The sequence below is a fragment of the Pseudomonas sp. GL-RE-26 genome (assembly GCF_019956275.1).
Classification (GTDB): domain Bacteria; phylum Pseudomonadota; class Gammaproteobacteria; order Pseudomonadales; family Pseudomonadaceae; genus Aquipseudomonas; species Aquipseudomonas grandcourensis.
The window spans coordinates 1-20312 of sequence record NZ_JAHBDI010000046.1 but is presented as its reverse complement, the minus strand read 5'-3'; the positions used below and the strand labels follow the sequence as shown (position 1 = coordinate 20312).

General features: G+C 62.9%; 14 protein-coding genes and 2 pseudogenes. 1 reads left to right on the top strand and 15 read right to left on the bottom strand.

Annotated elements, in window-relative coordinates:
* Positions 1–947 (top strand): annotated as a pseudogene (locus KGB07_RS23420) (ornithine decarboxylase); the annotation flags it as partial.
* Positions 948–1011: 64 nt separating this feature from the next.
* On the opposite strand, the gene KGB07_RS23415 reads toward KGB07_RS23420, so the two are convergent.
* The 15 genes and pseudogenes from KGB07_RS23415 to KGB07_RS23345 all read right to left on the bottom strand — a co-directional run.
* A complete protein-coding gene (locus KGB07_RS23415; protein WP_223456726.1) occupies positions 1012–2151 on the bottom strand; it encodes an OmpA family protein in 1140 nt (379 codons plus the stop codon).
* A gap of 37 nt (positions 2152–2188) precedes the next feature.
* Positions 2189–2629, bottom strand: a complete 441-nt coding sequence (tssE, locus tag KGB07_RS23410) for a type VI secretion system baseplate subunit TssE (protein ID WP_223456724.1) — start codon at positions 2627–2629, stop codon at positions 2189–2191.
* Positions 2630–2631: 2 nt separating this feature from the next.
* Positions 2632–3168, bottom strand: a complete 537-nt coding sequence (tssJ, locus tag KGB07_RS23405; RefSeq protein ID WP_015095550.1) for a type VI secretion system lipoprotein TssJ — start codon at positions 3166–3168, stop codon at positions 2632–2634.
* The gene (gene tssG, locus KGB07_RS23400) at positions 3149–4246 is read right to left on the bottom strand and encodes a type VI secretion system baseplate subunit TssG (protein ID WP_223466672.1); all 1098 of its coding nucleotides are present in this window, start codon (positions 4244–4246) and stop codon (positions 3149–3151) included. The genes tssJ and tssG overlap by 20 nt, the downstream gene beginning before the upstream one ends.
* A complete protein-coding gene (tssF, locus tag KGB07_RS23395; RefSeq protein ID WP_223456718.1) occupies positions 4210–5973 on the bottom strand; it encodes a type VI secretion system baseplate subunit TssF in 1764 nt (587 codons plus the stop codon). Before tssF ends, tssG begins: the two co-directional genes overlap by 37 nt.
* Before the next feature lie 27 nt (positions 5974–6000).
* Positions 6001–7587, bottom strand: coding sequence for a type VI secretion system protein TssA (tssA, locus tag KGB07_RS23390; RefSeq protein WP_223466670.1), 1587 nt, complete (start codon positions 7585–7587; stop codon positions 6001–6003).
* On the bottom strand, positions 7584–10952 hold the full coding sequence (locus KGB07_RS23385; RefSeq protein ID WP_223466661.1) for an ImcF-related family protein: 3369 nt from the start codon (positions 10950–10952) through the stop codon (positions 7584–7586). Before KGB07_RS23385 ends, tssA begins: the two co-directional genes overlap by 4 nt.
* A complete protein-coding gene (locus KGB07_RS23380) occupies positions 10936–12066 on the bottom strand; it encodes a hypothetical protein (RefSeq protein WP_223466660.1) in 1131 nt (376 codons plus the stop codon). Before KGB07_RS23380 ends, KGB07_RS23385 begins: the two co-directional genes overlap by 17 nt.
* 102 nt (positions 12067–12168) lie before the next feature.
* Positions 12169–12633 carry a DUF3304 domain-containing protein gene (locus KGB07_RS23375; RefSeq protein ID WP_223466674.1) on the bottom strand — a complete coding sequence of 155 codons (465 nt, stop codon included), beginning with the start codon at positions 12631–12633 and terminating at the stop codon, positions 12169–12171.
* An 85-nt stretch (positions 12634–12718) separates the two neighbouring features.
* The gene (locus KGB07_RS23370) at positions 12719–15019 is read right to left on the bottom strand and encodes a T6SS phospholipase effector Tle1-like catalytic domain-containing protein (protein ID WP_223466659.1); all 2301 of its coding nucleotides are present in this window, start codon (positions 15017–15019) and stop codon (positions 12719–12721) included.
* A pseudogene (locus tag KGB07_RS23365) lies at positions 15007–15482 on the bottom strand (DUF3304 domain-containing protein). The gene KGB07_RS23370 and the pseudogene KGB07_RS23365 overlap by 13 nt, the downstream one beginning before the upstream one ends.
* An 85-nt stretch (positions 15483–15567) precedes the next feature.
* Positions 15568–17868 carry a T6SS phospholipase effector Tle1-like catalytic domain-containing protein gene (locus KGB07_RS23360; RefSeq protein ID WP_223466658.1) on the bottom strand — a complete coding sequence of 767 codons (2301 nt, stop codon included), beginning with the start codon at positions 17866–17868 and terminating at the stop codon, positions 15568–15570.
* A complete protein-coding gene (locus KGB07_RS23355; RefSeq protein WP_046042562.1) occupies positions 17856–18377 on the bottom strand; it encodes a DUF3304 domain-containing protein in 522 nt (173 codons plus the stop codon). Before KGB07_RS23355 ends, KGB07_RS23360 begins: the two co-directional genes overlap by 13 nt.
* 5 nt (positions 18378–18382) lie before the next feature.
* On the bottom strand, positions 18383–19183 hold the full coding sequence (locus tag KGB07_RS23350) for a DUF4123 domain-containing protein (protein WP_223466657.1): 801 nt from the start codon (positions 19181–19183) through the stop codon (positions 18383–18385).
* A partial coding sequence (locus KGB07_RS23345; protein ID WP_223466656.1) for a type VI secretion system Vgr family protein occupies positions 19180–20312 on the bottom strand: 1133 nt, incomplete at its 5' end. The genes KGB07_RS23345 and KGB07_RS23350, both read right to left, overlap by 4 nt.

Genomic DNA, 20312 nt, shown 5'->3' with positions numbered 1-20312 from the left:
TGGATGTGAATGCGCGCATTCACTCCGGCCGCAGTGGCCTGCGCCTGTGGGAAGACTGCGTGAAGTTCGGCATCGAGGCGCGCAAGTTGATCCTCGAAGCCTGCACCATGGTCCGCCCGTTCGTGCCCTACAGCATTGAAGGGCGCGCCTGGGAAGACTATCCAACGGAAGAAATCGCCAACGACATCCGCTTCTTCGAGTTCCATCCCAAGGACCGCTGGCACGCCTTTGCCGGCTACGCCGAGAAGCAGTACTTCATCGACCCGTGCAAGTTGCTGTTCACCACACCGGGCATCGACCCGGTGGACGGCAGCTACACCGACTTCGGCATTCACGCCGGCATCCTGGCCAACTTCCTGCGCGAGAACGGCATCGTCCCGGAAAAGTGCGACCTCAACTCGATCCTGTTCCTGCTCACGCCGGCCGAAGACTGGGCGAAGATGACCCACCTGGCCGCGCAGATCGCCCGCTTCGAACGTTTCATCAGCGATGACGCACCGATGAGCCGGGTGCTGCCGGCGATCTACGCGCAACATCAGGAACGCTATCGCAACTACACCATTCGCCAGCTCTGCCAGGAAATGCACGACCTGTACCGCCATCACAATGTGCAGCAGTTGCAGAAGGACATGTTCCGCAAGGAACACTTCCCGAAAAAGGCCATGAACCCGCAGCAAGCGCAAATCGAGTACATCCGCGGCAACGTCGAACTGGTGGCGCTGGCGGATGCCGATGGGCGCATTGCCGCCGAGGGCGCGTTGCCTTATCCGCCGGGGGTTCTGTGCGTGGTGCCAGGTGAAATCTGGGGCGGCGCGGTGCTCAAGTACTTCCTGGCCCTGGAAGAAGGCATCAACCGCTTGCCCGGCTTCACGCCGGAGTTGCAGGGGGTTTATCTGAAGGAGCATGAGGGGCGTATTCGCGCTTATGGATATGTGATCAAGGCTTGACCCCTGTGCAGGCGTAGCCGCGGGCACGGACTGCGGCTACGCCTGTATTTCCCTCCCCCCTCGCCTACACGGGGCGCTCCCCTGACGCCGTTTGCCCGCATGCACCCGCTTGTGGCAACAGGCTGATTTCAACCCGTCGGTTCGCCGCACGCCCGGTTTCGCTGTCATCACTGCTGACAGGCTGGCTGGCGGCAAACCCCTGCACCGCAAAGCAACTGTCAGGAATATCACCCATGCGTTGCATCCAGTCACGCACGGCCGAGGCCCGGGCGTGGGAAAGCTGCTGATTGTGCTGCGCACTGCCTCGACCATCCGTATGCCCGCCAATGACGATCAGCCAGCCGGGCTGGGCCTTGATGTCGACCAGGGCGCTGATCAGGATCTTGGTCGAGCCCGGCTTGAGCTCGGCGCTGCCGGCCTCGAACAACGACAGGCTGTCCAGGCGCACCGGCGCGACAATAGTCGGTGGCGGCTGCAATAGATGCGCCAGGCGTTGCTCGGCGACGCCGGTCGAGCCCAGCCACCAGGCTCCGCTGACCAGGCCCGTCACAACGGCTGCAGCGCAAAGCCACCGGGCCAGGGGACGCTTCGCCGGCGGCATTTCAGGCATGGGCAAGGGGTTGGGCGGCAATATCACCACGGGCATCATCACAGCCGGCGCCGGCTCCCTTGCAGGCGGCGATAGCGTGCCGACCACAACGCTGCTGCGCTGCATGCGCCGGATCAGGCTCTCGATCTGCTGGCGCAAGGCATGCAGGGCCACCACCGGCGCTTGTGCCTGCAGCTCCAGGCGCTGCTGCAAACGCGCCAGCCCGCTGTCCAGTTGAAGCAACTCGGGGAAGTGTTGTGTTCCCGGCGCCAGATTGCGCAACAACGCCTGCCACTGCACGCACAGCCAGACGAGGATATCCAGGCGCACCGACGCCATGGGTGGCCAACAGGCCGCCCACTGGCCGCACAGGGTTTCGATCAGCGTCACCCCCTGGGTCATGCCTTCCACGCCATGCCGCTGGCTGCGCGCCAGGGCAAACGCGGCGGCCGTCTGCAGGTCTGCGCCGTTGTGTTCGAACAGTGCCAGGCACCACTGCTCCACTCTCGCCCAATCTACATCGGGACAGGCCGGATGACTCAACTTCGCCAGCTCTTCGCGCAGCGCAATAAACTCACCGTAACCGCGCGGATCACCGCCCAGTCGAATACGCATTTCAAATAGCACCGTCAGCCTCCGTTGCTTTATAAGTTCAGGATTTCGACAGCCATTGCTGTCGTTTCAGATGGCGCACCAGGACTTTGCCCTCCGCTGCCAGTGTGGTACCGAAGGTCACCTGCCGGCCGCTTTTGAGCAGCACGTCGAGGCTGTAGTCCAGATGGCCTGGCAAAGCTTGCTCGAGCAACTCGATGTGCACGGTCGCCAGACGCGGTTCGTACTTGTTCAGGGTGTCCTGCATGGCCCTCATCAACACGTGCGCCGAGCCCGGCAGGCCCTGGAGGATCTGGCCCATGTCGGGAAGACCGTAATCGGGCAGGTGCGCGAGTGTTCCGGCCCGGCTGTTGAGGATGCGTTGCAGGTTGTCCAGTACCGACAGCGTGTGCTGGTCCTCTTCATTGACTTGATACAGGTCCAGGTCACCGTCGAAGTTCTGCAGCAGTGTTTCGTAAAGCGATGGATTGAGGTCAGGCATGGTCAGTCCCGGGCCAATGCGCGCAGGGTCAATTGGTTGTCCCCCAGCTCGATGACCCGTGCCCGGTCCGGGTCGAGATCGTCGCGGTTCAAGGTCAGGCGCCAGGTATTCATCTGCACATCGGGGTTACGAAACAGCGCGACCACCGTGACGAAACGCGCGTCCTTGTCCAGCGGCACATCCAGTTTCGCGCCCTCGCCAGGCTTGATCACCAGCGCCCGGGTATCGAGCAAATTGCCGGCCAGCGCCTGCTCGTCGCCACCGAGCAGGCTGTCGTAGGAAGCCCTCTGCAGCGCCTTGCTGTCGCTCAGTTGATAGACCCGCACCAGCGTCGGGACCGACATCGCATTCATGTCCGCAACATCAGTGTTGATGGCCGTGCGGGCACTGAAATCCAGGCGCAAGTCTTTCACCTGTTTGTAGAAAATCGAGCGGGTGGCAGATGCCGTGCCTTCCGAGACAGTCTGAGTGACACCACAGCCGGCGAGCACTACCGCCAGCGTCGTCAGGATCAATGAATTACCAACGGTACGCGACATGCTGTGCTTCCCTGTTCCGAGTGTTTTTCGACAGGCCCTGGTAGCGGCCCAGATTGATGGTGATGGTGTCGTGTTCCGCGCCCTGCCAGGTGTCACTGCCCGAACCCAACATGCCGGTCATGCCCAGGCGGATCGGCGCCCGCCCCAGCACCGGTTGCGGCAAGCTGCGCACCGGCAGCGACAACTGCAGCCTGGCGGTGCAGCGCCAGCCCAGGTAGACCCGCAGCAACACCAGCAGATCGTTATACAACTGGCCATCGGGCAACCAGCCCCGTGCTTCGTCCCGGTCCCTGGTGAACAGCGCCAAGTGCAGCTGGCTGTTGGCGTCGAATCCGTTGCTCCCCAGCGGCGTGCCCTGGGACAGGCTGACCGGACGACTCGCGGACAGACTCGCCGGATGGGCCAGGGGGATTCTCTGTGGCCAGTGCGGCGTGATCCTGGCCCGGGTCTCTGGAGCCAGCAGCGACACCAGAGCGGTGATGCCCTCGGCGTTGCGGGTGGGCATGCGCATCACACTAAGCAGCGCGAGAAACCGCGAAACCGGCGTGGCAATGCGCTTGGCCGTGCCGGGAATGCCAAGACCGACCAGACCCAGCAGACACTGCGACGTCGCATCACTGCCGCCGGCTTCGAAGGTGGCCGGGTAGGAATACTTGCGCCAGATCCGATAGAACTGGGTGAAGATCCGGTGGTTGAAAATATCCAGAAACGCCTCAAGCACCTCATGCCCGTCGCGGCGCTGGGCAATGTCGTCGACAAAAGCCGTCGGCAATGGCGAATCCACGCCGTACAAGCCCAACAGCCGCGTACGCACCGTCGCCGGACGCAGCGGCTGCCGGTCATCGATCTCGATGTACTTCAGCTCACCGGCGGGAAAGCCCATGCCGGGGTCCGGGCGAAACCGTACCGGGTCGTCCGCCGGATGGCTGGTGCTGCCCAGCGGCGGATGGCCTGGCAGGGCTTGCTCCAGCAGCTGGCAGAACCGATACAGACTGGCCTCGGCCACCCGCCCCTCCAGCACCTCGAGCAATCCGCAGGCTTTCAGCCGGGAATACGCTGACTGTGGTTCTCGTTCCATCGCAGGCACTTTCCAGTAGGTTGAAGGATCAGCGTGAGCTGGTTGAACAGGTGAATGTCGGCGTACAGCGCGAAGAAGCGATGGAGCATTTCGCCGAACAGGCTGATGTCGCCCTCGCCGCAAAAACCATGGGCGTCGAGGGTCACTTCGATGTCCACGCCGCGCAGCAGAAAGCCCTTTTCGAACCGCTGCACCAGGTGGTGCCTGACTTCGACGATGGCCGCCAGGCGACGGCGGTTCAGTTCGCTGCCGGTCCAGTCGTACAGCGCCAGGGTGCCGCGCAGCACTTCGGCGTTATCGAGCATCGGCAGGAAGTTGGAGCCCAGGTGGCTGAGTACGCGCCAGTGGAAACGATCGCGGTTCGGCGGATAGCACGGCAAGGTCGGGGCGCTCAGATTGCGCACGCGCAAGCCGCTCAAGGCGGTGTTGACCAGCCCATCAAGCAGGGTGCTTTGCAGCGCCTTGCGTGGCAGCAGGCCGTGGGTCCCGGTCAGTTGCAGGGACAGGCTCTGGCTGCCCTGCAAGCGATCCTGATCGAAGCCGTCGCCCCCGAGAATCAGCCAGGTATCGTGCAGGCCAATGGCGCCTCGCTTGAGGCGGGTATGGAAGTAACGCTCGGGCGCCTCGTCGCGCAACATTCCGCCCTTGTGACGAAAACTGCTGAACGGCACATAGTCCAGACGCTCGGTGTTCTTCGATGCGGTGACCCGGTCCACCGAGTAAATTTCCGTGTGACCGTCCTGCAGGCGCATGGGACGCAACAGGTAGTCGGTTTGCAATGGATCCAGCGGCATCGGATCGGCTTCCAGGGTGAACAGATTGATCACCGGTACCGCATGCAGGCGAAGGTGTTCGGCGCTCAGGTTGAATGCCTGCGGCCACGACTCGCGCAGGACCACCTCCAGTTCGAACCAGGGCATATCCGCAGTGATGTTCACCTGCTCCAGGCCATGGAGGGTGACGAACATGAACTTCTCGCGGAAGGTGAAATATTCCAGCAACAACTGATAGCCGCTGAACGCGCTGTCGCCCTTTGGCCACAAACGGTCCTCGTCGGCAAAGCCCTTGGGCGCGAAATGACCTGCCAGTGCAACTCGTTGCGCCTCGCCCGGCAGGCGCACATACAACGCCTGGGCATGCAGGGTCAGGGCCTGATGCAGCGCGCTGGCCAGAGGGGCATCGGCGTTCAGGTACATCGGCACGCGGCTGAGGTCGATCTGGCTCCAGTCGATCGCCGTTGCGCAGGCAAACCGCAGGCGCAGCAGCGAGCGGCCGTCGGGCTCATGGGCCAGGCGCAAGGATTGCAATTCGATGGGTTGCAGCCGCAGGTCCTGGGTGGTGGTGTAACGGCATACGGTACGCTGCGGCCCGATGGGTTGCGAGAGCACCTCCTGGCCGGCGGCGATCAGCTCGCTGCGCCTGAGCTGTGCCAGTTCCACCTGGAACTCGACGATCGACAGCGAGGGAATGGTGCGCAGGTAATGGGGCCACAACAGGCTGACCAGGCCTTCGGTCAACTCCGGCAAGTCGTCGTCGAGCTTTTCGCGCAGGCGCCCCATCAAGAAAGCGAAGCCCTCGAACAGACGCTCCACATAGGGATCGCGGGCGCCGGGTTTGTCCAGGTTCAACTGCGCCGCGCGGTCGGGAAACGCTTGCGCAAACTCCTGCCCGGCTTCGCGCAGGTAGCGCATCTCGGCGTCGTAATAACGCAGTGTCAGATTGTCCATGCTGTAAATAATCCTGATAAATGGGGTTCAACCGCACAGTACGACGGCGCGTACCGGATCGATGGCAACCAGCGCCGCCAGCAACGTCTCCATGCGCCTGGCCAGGGCCGGCTTGTCGGCATCGTTGCGCTGCGCTTTCAGGCGGGTCAGCTTGAGCAGGCGGGCCTTGACCTCGAAATTCAATTCCGGCTCCCAGTCCGCCAAGGCCTGGCGCTCGGCCGTGGCATCCAGTTCACCGAGCAGGTGCAGGGCCAGGTCGTTCTTGCCACATTGCTCGGCCACCCGCGCCATCAGCAGGCGCAGCAGCCAGCGCTGGCGACCGCTGTGAATGTCCGGGCGCGCGGCCAGCCAGGCCAGTGCATGTTCGACGCCGTCGCTGTCGGCCTGGGCCAGCGCCTCGCTTTCCAGGGACAGAATCTCGCCATCGGCCATGACCGCTGCCGGGGCCGCTGCGGGCAGGAGCTGGCGCGACTGTTGCGCGCTTACGTGCTGAGCGATCCATTCACGGGTGGTCTCGTCGGCGAACGGTGTACCGTCGTTCCACCCCAGCGCCTCCAGGCCCGGCAGCCGCTCGAGGAACATACCCAGGTCGCGCTTGACGATGTCGGCCCAGCCGTCGTGAGGCGCCGGTAGTTTGCTCAGGGCCTGGACCAGGTACCACTGCAGGTCCAGCCAGAAATGGTTGACCCCCTCGGCGAACGTGCGCTCGACCTGATCGAGCAATTCGCTCCAGTTCTGCTGCTGATACAGGCGCTTTAGTTGCGCCCGGGATTCGCCCCGGGGCGGCGCCAGGCGCGTGGTGCCGCTGGCGTCCTGCAGGGGCGGCTCGTGCAAGGTGTCCCAGCGCAGGCTTTTCATCAGGCGGTGCGCCGCCAGCCAGCCTTGTGGCTGGTCGCGCAGGTAACCGGCCAAGGTCCGGCCGCTGTCCAGCAGGTCGCGCCCGGACTTGATGGCCAGGCTGCCCGGAGGGCTGGCCTGGCTGACGGACTCGTGACTGGCGCTGTGCTGGGGCACTACGGCTTCGACCCCGCCGGACTGCGCCAGGCGCGCCGACAACGCCCCATGCAACGCATCCAGCTGCGGCCGCTGATCCTCGGGCCAGGCTTGCAGCCCATGTTCAAGCCAGGCCAGCGCCGCCACCGTGCGTTCCGCCTCGGCCTTGACCACCTCCGGGTACAGCGACAGGCTGTCCAGCACCTTGGCGCCGGTCAACCACTCCAGGGCCATCTTGCGGCTGTTGGCCCGCACGGGAAGCACATCGCCGGCGTACCGTTCAACCAGCGCCGCCAATAAACCAAGGCCATCGGCCAACCCCGTCTCACCGTCCTTCTGCAGGCGTGCCCACAGGTAGTAAGTGGCGACGCGCAGATCCTTGCAGCGCTGGCCGAGCAACTTCTCCGCCAGCTGAATCACCTCGTCGACGTTCGCGCCGGAGAGCTTGTTGACCTCTTCACGCATGCGCTGGAAGTCATCGTCGTAACCCGGGTCTTCACCGACCGGCGACTGCGCACTGATGGGCTGCAACCAGGATTGCCAGCAGTCGGCCTGGGTACGGGCAAGGGCCAGCGGGTCACGTTCGCCGAGGCAACGGGTGATCAGTTTGAGCAGGCTCATGGGTAACTTCCATTCTGCGCATAAGGCTGCGCTTGAGTGCCTTCGCCGAGAAAAATCTGCGCCGGCAATTCAAAGCCGCGCAACTTGAGCAACGTCAGCGGCCCTGCGCCCAGTTCAGTGCGCAGGTGCCAGGTCAGGTCGAGGCCGTCGGGGGCCCGAAGCTGCACGCGGTACTGGCTGTCGGTGTCGTTCAGGGCGGTGATTTTTGCCTGTTCGAGCAGGCGGATCAGGCCCCAGGTGCCTTCGTAATCGCCGTAAAGGCGTTCATTGGCCAGCACGCTGATCCACAGCAAACGCGTGCCCGGATGCTGGCTGAAGCCCGGCCAGCTGAAGCGCTGCCAGCGTTCCTTCTGGTTAAAGTACTCATGCTTTTCGCCGTTGAGGATGAAAGTGGTCTGCACCACGTCACGCACCGGCTTGCCGCGCAGCTCGAAGCTCAGGCCCATGCCGCCGTCGGTGTAGAGCACGTCGGCGAGGTGGCTGAGCTGGTTGATCGCCGCGAGGAACTTCGGGTTGAAGTGCAGACCCTGGCTGTGCCGCGCGTCGGCCACCCAGCGGCTGCCTTCCTTGCGCAGCACACCGCCCAATTGCTGCTGGAGGAACTGGTCGATGCGCCCGGCGTCGGCGCGGATCATCTGCCCGAGCATCGGCAGCGAGGCGTCACTGCCGGTGGCAGCAAAGGGGTAGCGCCCGGCAAACGCGCCCTGCCAGTCGCGCACGATCGCCCGCTGCCACTGGCTGTTGAGGCCGGCCACCGAAGGTTGCAGCACCCGTTGCCAGGCCTGCTCCAGCGGCTGCACGAACAGCGTCTGGCCGATGCCATCCCACTCGGCACCGAGGCTGGCGGCGAGCAGGCTGCCGTAGGCCTGGGTGTCGGTGAGGTCGACGCTGTGGCCTTGGAAAACTGATTGCGCCAGGGCCTGGGTCATCGCCTGGGGATTGGGTGCATTGCTCACTTGCTGCAGCTTCAGGCGCACCCGGGTGACGCGGTTGAGGAAGGCTTGCAGGCTCAGGCGTTCGGTGTCGTTCTGGTTGTCGACGTCTTTGCCCAGCAAGGTCAACAGCGGGCCAAAGGTGGCGTCCAGTGGGCTGCTACTGGCGGGCATCGACTGGTCAATCAGCGGCGCTTTTTCCTGGCCAAGCAACTGCTGCGCCGACTGCACCAACGAATCGGCCAGCGCCTGGCGGCGGGTGCCGGCCTGGCCCTGATAGGCCAGGGTGTTCATCAGGGCGATCAGCGGCGACTGGCGCACATCGCTCATCAGCGCCAACTGGTCGATCACCTCGCCAAGGCTGTCCACCGGTTGCCAGCGCAGTTGGTTGAGGAAGTCCAGCCAGGCGTGGGCGTAGTCCTGGAAGTAGCGTTCGGTCAGGCGTTGCTTGAGTTGTTCCGGGCTCAGGTCGGCGGCGAGACGCGCCGGGTTGTCGCTGAGCACCCAGTCGATTTCTTCACGGCGTGCCTCGGCGATGGCGTCGATGGCCGGGCGCACCTGGCCTTCCCAGGCTTGGCGGGTGAACACCCCCGGCACCTCGGCCGAAGTGGCAAACAGCGTCGATGCCTCGGTGTCGCCGACCATCTGCGCCAGGCTCAGCACCGGCGCGTGATTGGCGGCGTTGTCGAGCACGGATTGGTACAGGCTGGCTTCGCCGTTGCGCTGGCCCAGCTGGCCGATCAGCACCTGGCGGACTTGGGCGACCAGCTTGGGGTCGGCATTGATGCGCCAGTTTGGGTGGGCGGCCAGTTGTTCGGCGTAGAACTGCCACAAGCTCGGTGCCAGGGCGTGCCAGAGTCCAGGGGAAAAGTCGGCGTTTTGCGGCTCGGTGTCCACCAGGGCTTGAGCAAGAAAGGCAGGATCTGTTTTTTCCGGGCGGGCCAGCATCAGGTAGGCCTTGAGTTGCGTGTAGGCAGATTGCGCGCGCTTGGCACGCTCGGGGCTGTCCGGTGGCAGCTTGACCAGGGCGTTGAGCTGGGCCTTGAGGGTGGCCGCCGCCGGGTCGCGCAACAGGCGCTGGTTGGCCTCGACGTAACGCGGCCATAGCGTGGCCAGCAGTGCGTCGTTCTGGTTCAGGCCGAAACGCTGGTACCACGGCGTGCCGTGGGTGGCGCGGTAATCCAGGCGGCCCAGTTCGCGAGTCAGTTCGTTGAGCGCGCTCAGTTGGGCGTCGCCGGGGGTGGCTTGCTGCAGCGTCGTCAGCGACGTTTGTAGATGGTTGATCTGCACGCGATTGCTGAGGAACGACAGCAGCAGGCCGGCGCCCCACAGCAGGGCTACGGTCAACGCCAAGCCATAAGCGACGCGCGGGGCGCTCCAGCCCAGACGGCGGCTTGGTTGTTTGGGTTCGCCGAGCACGCCTTGCCAGGCCGGGTCCATGGGCCAGAAGTGCTCGTTTTCGTCTTGCGTCGTAGCGGACAACGGCAGGCTGAACCACAGACCGCGCAACGGCACGCTTTGACGGGAGCCGCCGAACCAAGGCGTCAATGTCTGGCGCCAACGAACCACACCTTCAACCTCCAGGTCCCGCGCCAGACGCACCAGGAAGTCATGCGCCATGGCCTTGTTCATCTGCGCCCAACCCTCTTGGCGCATGGGGCCGAGCAGACCGTACAGCGACGTTTCGAGGTCTGCTGCGGTGAGGCGTGACGGCAGCGCGCAACCCACCGCCTGACTCGGACGCTTGTCCTGCACCCAGTGACTGGCGCGGACCTGCCAAAGGTGCAGCGGCAACGACCAACCCAGCGTGCGCGCCAATGCTTGCAGGTGCCGCGCGCCGCTGCCCATGACTTTACTGTCGGCGCATTGAGCGGTATCCAGCGCCCAGACCACCCCGTCGAGGGCACGCCAGCGGGTCAGGCGGCAACAGTGCTCGAGCACCGAGTCGTCCAGTTCCTTCTGCACACTGCCGCCCCAGATCAGTACGATGCCCTCGTCTTCCAGCCAGTGGTCCTCAGTCAGGCCGGGGGCGATGGCCTTGATCTGCTCGGGCTCTCCAACGATGAGCAGCAAGCGGATCTTGTGGCGCCAGAAACGACCATGACTTTCGCGTAACGCCTCATCCATGGCCGGTTTGTCTTTACCGGAATCGTTTTTCACGGGCTGCGAAGCCGGCAGCCATGGCCCGATTATCAGCTGGCGCATACCGTTAAGCATCGTCTGCCAGGTCAACAGCGCCATGATGAACAACAACGCCCAAAACAATGCGGCCTTGAGCAATACATCCAGCATCCAGGCACGAGTGACAGGCCCTGGCTCCATCCACAACCACCAGACCGCAACCCCTGCGGCGATCAGCACCGCCAGGAACACAGCCAGCAATAAGGTCGTACGCCAGGCAGAGACTTTCAGGGATTCAGATTGTTGAGTCATCGGGTTCCATAACTCCAAGCACAAATGTGTAATTAGGATCGCTTGCCACCCAGGCACAGGGCACTCGCTGCAATTCGCAGCAGGTGGCAGCCAGGGTTTGAACGACCATGCCTTCCAGACCGCCCAAGGCACCAAAGTTGGCGTCTAGCAGGTGCTGCCCGGTGTTCCAGTCAAGGGGCGCATCGGCCTGGGAGAACGAGACACAAACAGACGGAGGTGAGGTTAATTTGCTCTGTTGCAGCGCGCGCTCTGCCACCGTCGGGAGCTGTTCGGTGTCCGCATCGAACCATTCGCCGCGAGTGAAACCGACTCCACCTTGGGGACCGAGCAGCCACAGCAGCGCGGCCTCTCCCGCCGGCAAATGACTGCCTTGTCCGGGCGACCAGGATTGGCAGCCGGCACAGAGAATCCGCGCATCCGCGGGGGCGCCATGCAGTCGGTCGATGATCGAATCGAGACTGAAGATGCCCTCCCAGGACTCGGGCTTCTCGGGCAATTCAATCTGGGGAAAGGACTTCGTCATCTGCTCGGCGAAGGCTCGCCAGGCGGACAGGGAGCCTTGCCAGTAGCATGCCAGTGGTTGTAACCCGCAAGGGTCAGGCCGCTGCGCCTGCCACTGTAGAACCAGCAGCTTCGCCAGTTGACGCTCGCGCTCGACGAGATCATCGCCGAAGACCTGAAGCAGTTTGAGCGTTGCTCCGCCTGGCGTACTTTGAGGCGTGGGGGGACGGTGGTCCGCACTGAACAGGGCTTGTCTTTGGAGCGGATTGGTACAGGCTGGCCCCACCAATACCGTGTCGATCAGCGCTACCTTCTGGCGATGGTGTTCCCACCAGCCTTGCTGTACCTGATTCGCGTTTTTTTCATAGTATCGCGCGCTATGCCAATCGAGGCAGTAGACAAGTATGCGTACTAGAAATGCCAGTAGCCATAGTGCCGACAGAGCTCCAAAAAGAATAAACTGTAAAAACCTGGGTAGGTTCATCGGCAGGTCGACAGCCTCTATCCATATAAGCCGTGTCAGTACAAGCAGTGCAGCACCAACGGCAAACCAGCGCAAATAACGGGCTTCGCGCGGCTCCGGATAGGGGTTGAATTTGGGGGCTGGCTTCATTTGAGTACCTGGCTATGGGGTATGGAACTGACTTGGGTGCAGCTATCAATGCACCGATCAATCAAAGCGTTCATTGGCTTGCCTCCGGCCATTCGGCGCAGATTATTTTGGGCATGTCTGGGGCTCCGGCAATCGCAGCGGGGTCTTGATCGGGTATTCGGGGCTGCCGTAGGCGTAGCAGGAGGTGGTGACCTGCAGCTCATCGCAGGGCAGGAAGTGCACGGTGAGGCCGCAGACTTTTTGACCGGTGTAGTCGGGGATGGGGACTACTTGGGTGTGTTGGCGTTTTTGTGCAACGATTTTGTCAAGCCATGCGTCGTACTTGGCCTCATCGGAGAGACCAGGATTGTCATACGAATAGGCAACGCCCGTTTCCCAATCGATCCTCACTGTCATCCCCGGCTGCCAGCGAGAAGGCGCGATGTAACAACACCCTCCCCCTCCCCCTTGGTAGGGACCGATAATGTCCAGGCCCGAACGGCCATTGACGCTGAAATGATTGATAGCCCAATGGGTGTGGTTGATGCCTTCGAGGGTGCTGGCATGGACGTTTTCTGTCAGCACCATTACGGCGAGTCCGCACAGGGCGCCGAGCAGCGAGCGCCCCGTGAGCATTGAGCCGGGTGCTAGTGCGGGGCAGCGACGAATCAATTCAGACCAGCGCATCGTTCACCTCCCCACCATTGGCGTCATAGGCATCCCAGATCGCGTCGATGGCGCGATGGACATCAGCGAGGCGTTCGGCATCCATCACCGGTGGCGTTGAACGAACAGACTCGGACGTGGGAACGGTCTTGCCTGCCGCCAGTTGAACGGCACCCTCTTCTCCATACAGCGCCAGATCCCGACGGCCGAGGTCACCGAAGAACACCATGCGTTCCTGGAAATAGTGGCCCCAGGGCTCACGTCCAAGCGAATAGAGAAACCAGGCCCGGGAGTCGTGGACCTGATCGTCGAACAGGGCGCGTAGCAGGCCCTCGGGCTGCGCGGCGTTGAGGTGTTCAGCCACATGCCCGCGGGTATGTTCGTCGCGGTGGTTGCCCCAGTCGCTGGGGGCCGGGAACAACCGGCTGACCAAGGCTCGCCCCGCAGCCTTCATGCGCTGATGCTCGGCAAGAATAACTTCATAGGCCTGATAGGGTTGCTGACCCAGCGCCAGCAGGACCACGCGCCGGGCGATGGTGCGCGGCGATCCGGGGCTCCGGTATGCCGCGGCGAACTCCTCGGCGGCTTCGCGCAACTGGGTTTTCGCCATGTCGGCATCGAAGTCCTTGACCCCGGGTTCAAACGGCGTTTTTGCTACATCCTCCCGGCGTTCGCGGTTGTGTTGTAGCTTGCGCCGGTCTTCGACTTCTTTCTGCTTGGCGTCGCGCTTGTCCTCGGCGTCCTTGCGCTCTTGCGGGTCGGCTTCTTTGTCGCTGGCCTCGCGGTAGAAGTCGGTGCCGATCAGGCTGCCGAACCCATAGCGGTCGATGCGCCAGGCGGTGATCCAGCCCAATTGGGCTTGCAGGGCCTGCTCCAGGCTGTCGCTGGCGAGGAGTGGTTCGTAGTGTTCGATTTGTTGGAGGGTAAGCGGGGCCAGTGCGGGCTCGAGGCCCAGAGTCACTTGTCGCCAAGCGTTGAAGCGAGTCACAAGATGTGGAGATACACCGAACTCTACCTCAACATCAGACTCCATTGATCGCCAACGCTCATGGCTCATCTGTACTGGCAAGGAAGGTGGTGGCACTTTTAAGGGGGCGCCATGGCTAAAAGCATCGGCATACAGATCATGCAAGGCAATCTGGGACAGCAGCAGACGGTCATCTCTTCCAATCGCCTTCCCCTGATCCCCTGGCGGATACCCCCCACCCTGATCCGAATGCACCCCCGGGTAGATCACTTCAACACTGTTGGCCGGGTAGCCCCCCTGCGCACGGCGAATCGACTCCAACGGAAAACACAACCGCTGCTCATGACTGGCCACCAAGTGCAAACAACGCTTGACCAGGTTGGCGGGCAACTGCTGATTGCCATCGGCCCAGCTCATATGCCCGTTCGCCCCCGGGATGATATCGGCAAGACCCACCGAGGCCACGGTGTCCAACAGCCCGAGGTACTCCACGCTCACCGGCAAGTGCAGGTCGAGCAGTCTCAGGCTCTGCGTGGCCCGGGCCAACAGTTGGTTCAGCGCACTGACAAACGCTCGCGCCGCCGTCGCACCGCGGGAAAATCCGTACACATAAAGCTTGAGCCCCAGCAGCTTGACCTGCCCGGGCTGGTGCTGCTGCAGGGCGATGCGCAACGGCCGGGTCAGGGCGGAGAACTGTTTGTAAAACTCACGAAGGCGGTTGCCGGAACCGGTCGCCCACTCCAGCCCAGGCAGGCTGCCCATGGCCTGGACCGCCGCCAGCAAACTGGTGTTGTCCAGCCGCGGCTGACCCAGCGTACGGCGCAGGGCGTCGAGGATCATCATCAGCGCCCAGTTGATGCGTTCCTCGCCATAGCTGGCGAGCGCCAGGCCCATCCAGTAGTAGTCCAGATCACCGACTTCGGTAAAGGGCGTGCCGACGCCGGGCATGTAGTACTTGAAAAACTGGCCATTGCCGGTGCCTGGTGCGTCGGTCAGGCCGCGGGCGATGCTGGAGCCGTGGGTGGTGCCGCCGGCATGGCCGTCGCCAATGCTGGCGCGGAACAGGCGAGCGACGTTGGTCGGATGTTTGGGATTGGACAGGTACAGGTCGTTGTTGAGGTTATTGCCGGTGCCGTCGAAAAACAGGCTGATGTGCACGGTCTTGCAGCAGGGTGGCAACACCCGGCGACCGGCCGCGATGCTCAAGGCGTCGTGGTAGTCATGCTCCTGACTGTTCTGGCGATGCTGATTCTGATGAACCTGCGCGGCCCGGGTTGGCAAGCGGCCCTGCAACGGGAACTGCGGCGGGTACCAAACGGGGGCGTGTTTCACTTCGGACATGACGAGGGCTCCGGCAATTGCAGCGGGGTCTTGATCGGGTACTCGGGGCTGCCGTAGGCGTAGCAGGAGGTGGTGACCTGCAGCTCATCGCAGGGCAGGAAGTGCACGGTGAGGCCGCAGACTTTCTGGCCGGTGTAGTCGGGAACGGCTACTTCTTTGCTGTGCCGACGCTTCTGCGCCTCCACTTTGTCAAGCCATGCGTCGTATTTGGCTTCATTGGCAAACCCAGGAAATTCATCTGCGAGGTCACTCACCCCACTCGCTCCAGTTTCCCACTCGACCCGCACGGTCATCCCCGGCTGCCAGCGCGAAGGGGCGATGTAACAACACCCCCCCCTCCGCCTTGGTAGGGACCGATGATGTCCAGGCCAGAACGGCCATTGACGCTGAAATGATTGATAGCCCAATGGGTGTGGTTGATGCCTTCGAGGGTGCTGGCATGGACGTTTTCTGTCAGCACCATTACGGCGAGTCCGCACAGGGCGCCGAGCAGCGGGCGCCCCGTGAGCATTGAGCCGAGTGCTAGTGCGGGGCAGCGACGAATCAATTCAGACCAGCGCATCGTTCACCTCCCCACCATTGGCGTCATAGGCATCCCAGATCGCGTCGATGGCACGATGAACTTCAGCGAGGCGCTCGGCGTCCATCACCGGTGGCGTTGAACGAACGGACTCGGACGCGGGTACGGTCTTGCCCCCCGCCAGTTGAACGGCACCCTCTTCTCCATACAGCGCCAGATCCCGACGGCCGAGGTCACCGAAGAACACCATGCGTTCCTGGAAATAGTGGCCCCAGGGCTCACGTCCAAGCGAATAGAGAAACCAGGCCCGGGAGTCGTGGACCTGATCGTCGAACAGGGCGCGTAGCAGGCCCTCGGGCTGCGCGGCGTTGAGGTGTTCAGCCACATGCCCGCGGGTATGTTCGTCGCGGTGGTTGCCCCAGTCGCTGGGGGCCGGGAACAACCGGCTGACCAAGGCTCGCCCCGCAGCCTTCATGCGCTGATGCTCGGCAAGAATAACTTCATAGGCCTGATAGGGTTGCTGACCGAGCCTCAGCAGGGCCACGCGCCGGGCGATGGTGCGCAGCGATCCGGGGCTCCGGTAGGCTGCGGCGAACTCCTCGGCGGCTTCGCGCAACTGGGTTTGCGCCATGTCGGCATCGAAGTCCTTGACCCCGGGTTCAAACGGCGTTTTTGCTACATCCTCCCGGCGTTCGCGGCTGTGTTGTAGCTTGCGCCGGTCCTCGACTTTTTTCTGCTCGGCGTCGCGATTGTTCTCGGAGTCCTTGCGCACTTGCGGGTCGGCTTCTTTGTCGCTGGCCTCGCGGTAGAAGTCGGTGTCGATCAGGCTGGCGAAGCCATAGCGGTCGATGCGCCAGGCGGTGATCCACCCCAACTGGGCTTGCAGGGCCTGCTCCAGGCTGTCGCTGGCGAGGAGTGGTTCGTAGTGTTCGATTTGTTGGAGGGTAAGCGGGGGCAGTGCGGGCTCGAGGCCCAGAGTCACTTGTCGCCAGGCGTTGAAGCGGTTGACTAGAGTTGGCGTAATAGCGAATTCGGCCTCTGCCTCCAGATCCATCACTCGCCAATATTCACGGCTCATTGAAGCCGACAAGGCCGCTTTGGGTACTTTCAGCGGGGCGCCATGGGCAAAGGCGTCGGCATACAGATCATGCAAGGCAATCTGGGACAGCAGCAGACGGTCATCTCTTCCAATCGCCTTCCCCTGATCTCCAGGCGGATACCCTCCACCCTGATCCGAATGCACCCCCGGGTAGATCACTTCAACACTGTTGGCCGGGTAGCCCCCCTGCGCACGGCGAATCGACTCCAACGGAAAACACAATCGCTGCTCATGACTGGCCACCAGGTGCAAACAGCGCTTGACCAGGTTGGCGGGCAACTGCTGATTGCCATCGGCCCAGCTCATATGGCCGTTCGCCCCCGGGACGATATCGGCAAGCCCCACCGAGGCCACGGTGTCCAACAGTCCGAGGTATTCCACGCTCACCGGCAAGTGCAGGTCGAGCAGTCTCAGGCTCTGCGTAGCCCGGGCCAACAGTTGGTTCAGCGCACTGACAAACGCTCGCGCCGCCGCGGCACCGCGGGAAAATCCGTACACATAAAGCTTGAGCCCCAGCAGCTTGACCTGCCCGGGCTGGTGCTGCTGCAGGGCGATACGCAACGGCCGAGTCAGGGCGGAGAACTGTTTGTAAAACTCACGAAGGCGGTTGCCGGAACCGGTCGCCCACTCCAGCCCCGGCAGGCTGCCCATGGCCTGGACCGCCGCCAGCAAACTGGTGTTGTCCAGCCGCGGCTGACCCAGCGTACGGCGCAGGGCGTCGAGGATCATCATCAGCGCCCAGTTGATGCGTTCCTCGCCATAGCTGGCGAGCGCCAGGCCCATCCAGTAGTAGTCCAGATCACCGACTTCGGTAAAGGGCGTGCCGACGCCGGGCATGTAGTACTTGAAAAACTGGCCATTGCCGGTGCCTGGTGCGTCGGTCAGGCCGCGGGCGATGCTGGAGCCGTGGGTGGTGCCGCCGGCATGGCCGTCGCCAATGCTGGCGCGGAACAGGCGAGCGACGTTGGTCGGATGTTTGGGATTGGACAGGTACAGGTCGTTGTTGAGGTTATTGCCGGTGCCGTCGAAAAACAGGCTGATGTGCACGGTCTTGCAGCAGGGTGGCAACACCCGGCGACCGGCCGCGATGCTCAAGGCGTCGTGGTAGTCATGCTCCTGACTGTTCTGGCGATGCTGATTCTGATGAACCTGCGCGGCCCGGGTTGGCAAGCGGCCCTGCAACGGGAACTGCGGCGGGTACCAAACGGGGGCGTGTTTCACTTCGGACATGACGAGGGCTCCGGCAATTGCAGCGGGGTCTTGATCGGGTACTCGGGGCTGCCGTAGGCGTAGCAGGAGGTGGTGACCTGCAGCTCATCGCAGGGCAGGAAGTGCACGGTGAGGCCGCAGACTTTCTGGCCGGTGTAGTCGGGAACAGGAACCTTCTTGCTGTGCCGACGTTTCTGAGCCTCGATTTTGTCAACCCAAGCCAGATACTTGGGCCAATCACCAAAGCCGGGGTACCCCGCCGTGCTACCAGCTCCTGTTTCCCAGTCGACCCGTACTGTCATCCCCGGCTGCCAACGCGAAGGCGCGATGTAACAACATCCCCCACCCCCGCCTTGGTACGGACCAATGGCATCCAGACCCGAGCGGCCATTAACGCTGAACTGGTTGATGGCCCAATGGGTGTGATTGATGGCTTCGAGCGTGCTGGCCTGGGTGCTTTGAGCAAACAAAGCACCGATCAGAACGCAAAAGGTTGTCCCCCAATGACTAGCGACTGATGATTTAGGCATAGGCTTCATTTCGCGGGTTTCCACGGTGACTCCACTCCTGTGGTTCGCACCTTTTCAAGAACAAAGGCTTCTCGCTGAGACTCAGATAGCAACCCGGCTTCAGTTGCCTCGATCATGGCCACGTAGCAAGCGCGGAAACGACGTTCGGCGCCCCACTCCAAAGGAAAGGCATCCCTCAGTCGTTTCACGACCAAAGTGGCATCGCTGACACACCCAAGGATGTCCAATTGATCGTCACTGAGTTCGATGAGGCTGAAACACTCGGGCCTTTCCGGCGGTTGGCTGCTCCCCAGGAGGCGCTGCGGTGAGCCATCGCGATCGAGCCAGCTCCAGAACACCGCCGGGGCCAGCAGGAGTTGCTGTTGGGCAGGTTCAAGCACGTGGCTGAACAGCAACGGAAATACCCGCGGATCGTAGTAACGCAGCAGTCCCGGGTAGCCGCCGTTGACGGCTTCCAGGCAGCGCCCCAGGCACTCGGCCAAGTGCTGGAAAGGCCAATGGGAGGCCAGCACCAACAGTTGTGAACCTCCATGCAACGCCTGCATCAAGCCGATCAGCCATTGCCGCTGCAGGGGCTGCGCCAGGTCGATGCGCACCAGCAGCGGAGCCAGTTCGTCGGCACCGGCCTCCGGTAACCCGATGAACAATGAATGCCATGGGATCGCCGGTTCGACACTGAGCACGCTGGGCAGCCACGGGGTGGCGCTGCCTGCCTGGTCGATGATGACGTCCAGGCAGCTGATGGAGGCCTTAGCGCAGGAGACTTCCAGCAGTTCCAGCCATTTTGTGTGAGCAACAACCGTCATCCTCGTGCCTCCCTGAGAACGAAACCCTGAGCACTCGCCTGAGCCTTCTTCAGGCACTCCTTGCACACCGAGCCTGGCAGTTCAGGCAAAGGAAACGCTTCGCCGACAGGCGGACTGAAAATGCATCGCCCGTAGAAGTCGATCACCTCTGGACTGAGGAATTGGATCCTGCCCTGCGGGGTAATCCGGATACAGCCTTCGCCGGAGCCCAGGGTGATGCCATTTCTGGCCGTCAGTTGCAGATGGCCCTGCACCGATTGCACGGTGATGTCCTGTTGGGTAATCAGGTTCATCAGGTCGCCGTGGGATTCGATTTCCAGCGGTCCCTTGCCTGACACCAGGCGCATGCCTTCCTGCTGGGCCAGCAGGGAAATGCCTTGATTGGCGTGGGCAGACAAGCGTTGAGCAGCGGCCAGATTGATCTCGTTGTTGCTTTGCAGATAAAACGAATCACCGCTTTTCAACAGCGCACTGGCGGGTGTCACTGCGCTGATGCCGTTAGGCGCGCTGAGTAGAATCGCCGGGGCTTTGAGACCTTGTGTGTCGGCTTGCAATTGCTGCAGACCCTCGATACCCGGCTGACGGCTGTGGTGGGCCTGGGCGATGGTTTGCCAGTCGGCAATTTGCTGTTTCGCCCCTTCGATAAGGTTGGATGCACGCGCCATATCCAGCACCGGCCCCTGCGCCTTGGCCTGCGCATCGGCACTGATGAAGACGCCTTTGCCGCCTCTTATGACGCCCCAATCATCGGTGCGCAGCTCAAACCCTTCCCCGCGCTTCTTGCGCTGGCCATCCACCAGATGCCCCAGATTCAACTGGCTCTTGCCGCCATACTCGGTACTGAGCTTGACGTGCTCCTGCCCCCGCGTGTCGTCCAGGCGCAACTTGTTGTTGGCCGGCGTGCGCAGCACGTTGCGGTGGTCGTTGCGCTGGGTCACCAGGTCCGGGTGCTGGTCGTCGTGCAGGGCGTGGGCGATGTAGGGGCGGTCCGGGTCGCCCTGCTCGAAGGCGATGGCCACTTCGGTGCCGGCGATCAGCGGCAGGTGCAGGCCGTAGGTGTCGCCGGCGTAGGCGCGGGCCTGGCGCAGCCATTTGCTTTCGCGGCCGGCGGGCCAGGTGTCGCGGTCGA

Bases quoted from the DNA above. Each gene is read 5' to 3' on its own strand.
- tssJ (WP_015095550.1), bottom strand. From the start codon at position 3,168: ATGTCGCGTACCGTTGGTAATTCATTGATCCTGACGACGCTGGCGGTA.
- KGB07_RS23355 (WP_046042562.1), bottom strand. From the start codon at position 18,377: ATGCCTAAATCATCAGTCGCTAGTCATTGGGGGACAACCTTTTGCGTT.
- KGB07_RS23380 (WP_223466660.1), bottom strand. From the start codon at position 12,066: ATGAAGCCAGCCCCCAAATTCAACCCCTATCCGGAGCCGCGCGAAGCC.
- KGB07_RS23415 (WP_223456726.1), bottom strand. From the start codon at position 2,151: ATGCGTATTCGACTGGGCGGTGATCCGCGCGGTTACGGTGAGTTTATT.
- KGB07_RS23375 (WP_223466674.1), bottom strand. From the start codon at position 12,633: ATGGTGCTGACAGAAAACGTCCATGCCAGCACCCTCGAAGGCATCAAC.
- KGB07_RS23385 (WP_223466661.1), bottom strand. From the start codon at position 10,952: ATGACTCAACAATCTGAATCCCTGAAAGTCTCTGCCTGGCGTACGACC.
- tssA (WP_223466670.1), bottom strand. From the start codon at position 7,587: ATGAGCCTGCTCAAACTGATCACCCGTTGCCTCGGCGAACGTGACCCG.
- KGB07_RS23360 (WP_223466658.1), bottom strand. From the start codon at position 17,868: ATGTCCGAAGTGAAACACGCCCCCGTTTGGTACCCGCCGCAGTTCCCG.
- tssE (WP_223456724.1), bottom strand. From the start codon at position 2,629: ATGCCTGACCTCAATCCATCGCTTTACGAAACACTGCTGCAGAACTTC.
- tssG (WP_223466672.1), bottom strand. From the start codon at position 4,246: ATGGAACGAGAACCACAGTCAGCGTATTCCCGGCTGAAAGCCTGCGGA.
- tssF (WP_223456718.1), bottom strand. From the start codon at position 5,973: ATGGACAATCTGACACTGCGTTATTACGACGCCGAGATGCGCTACCTG.
- KGB07_RS23370 (WP_223466659.1), bottom strand. From the start codon at position 15,019: ATGTCCGAAGTGAAACACGCCCCCGTTTGGTACCCGCCGCAGTTCCCG.
- KGB07_RS23350 (WP_223466657.1), bottom strand. From the start codon at position 19,183: ATGACGGTTGTTGCTCACACAAAATGGCTGGAACTGCTGGAAGTCTCC.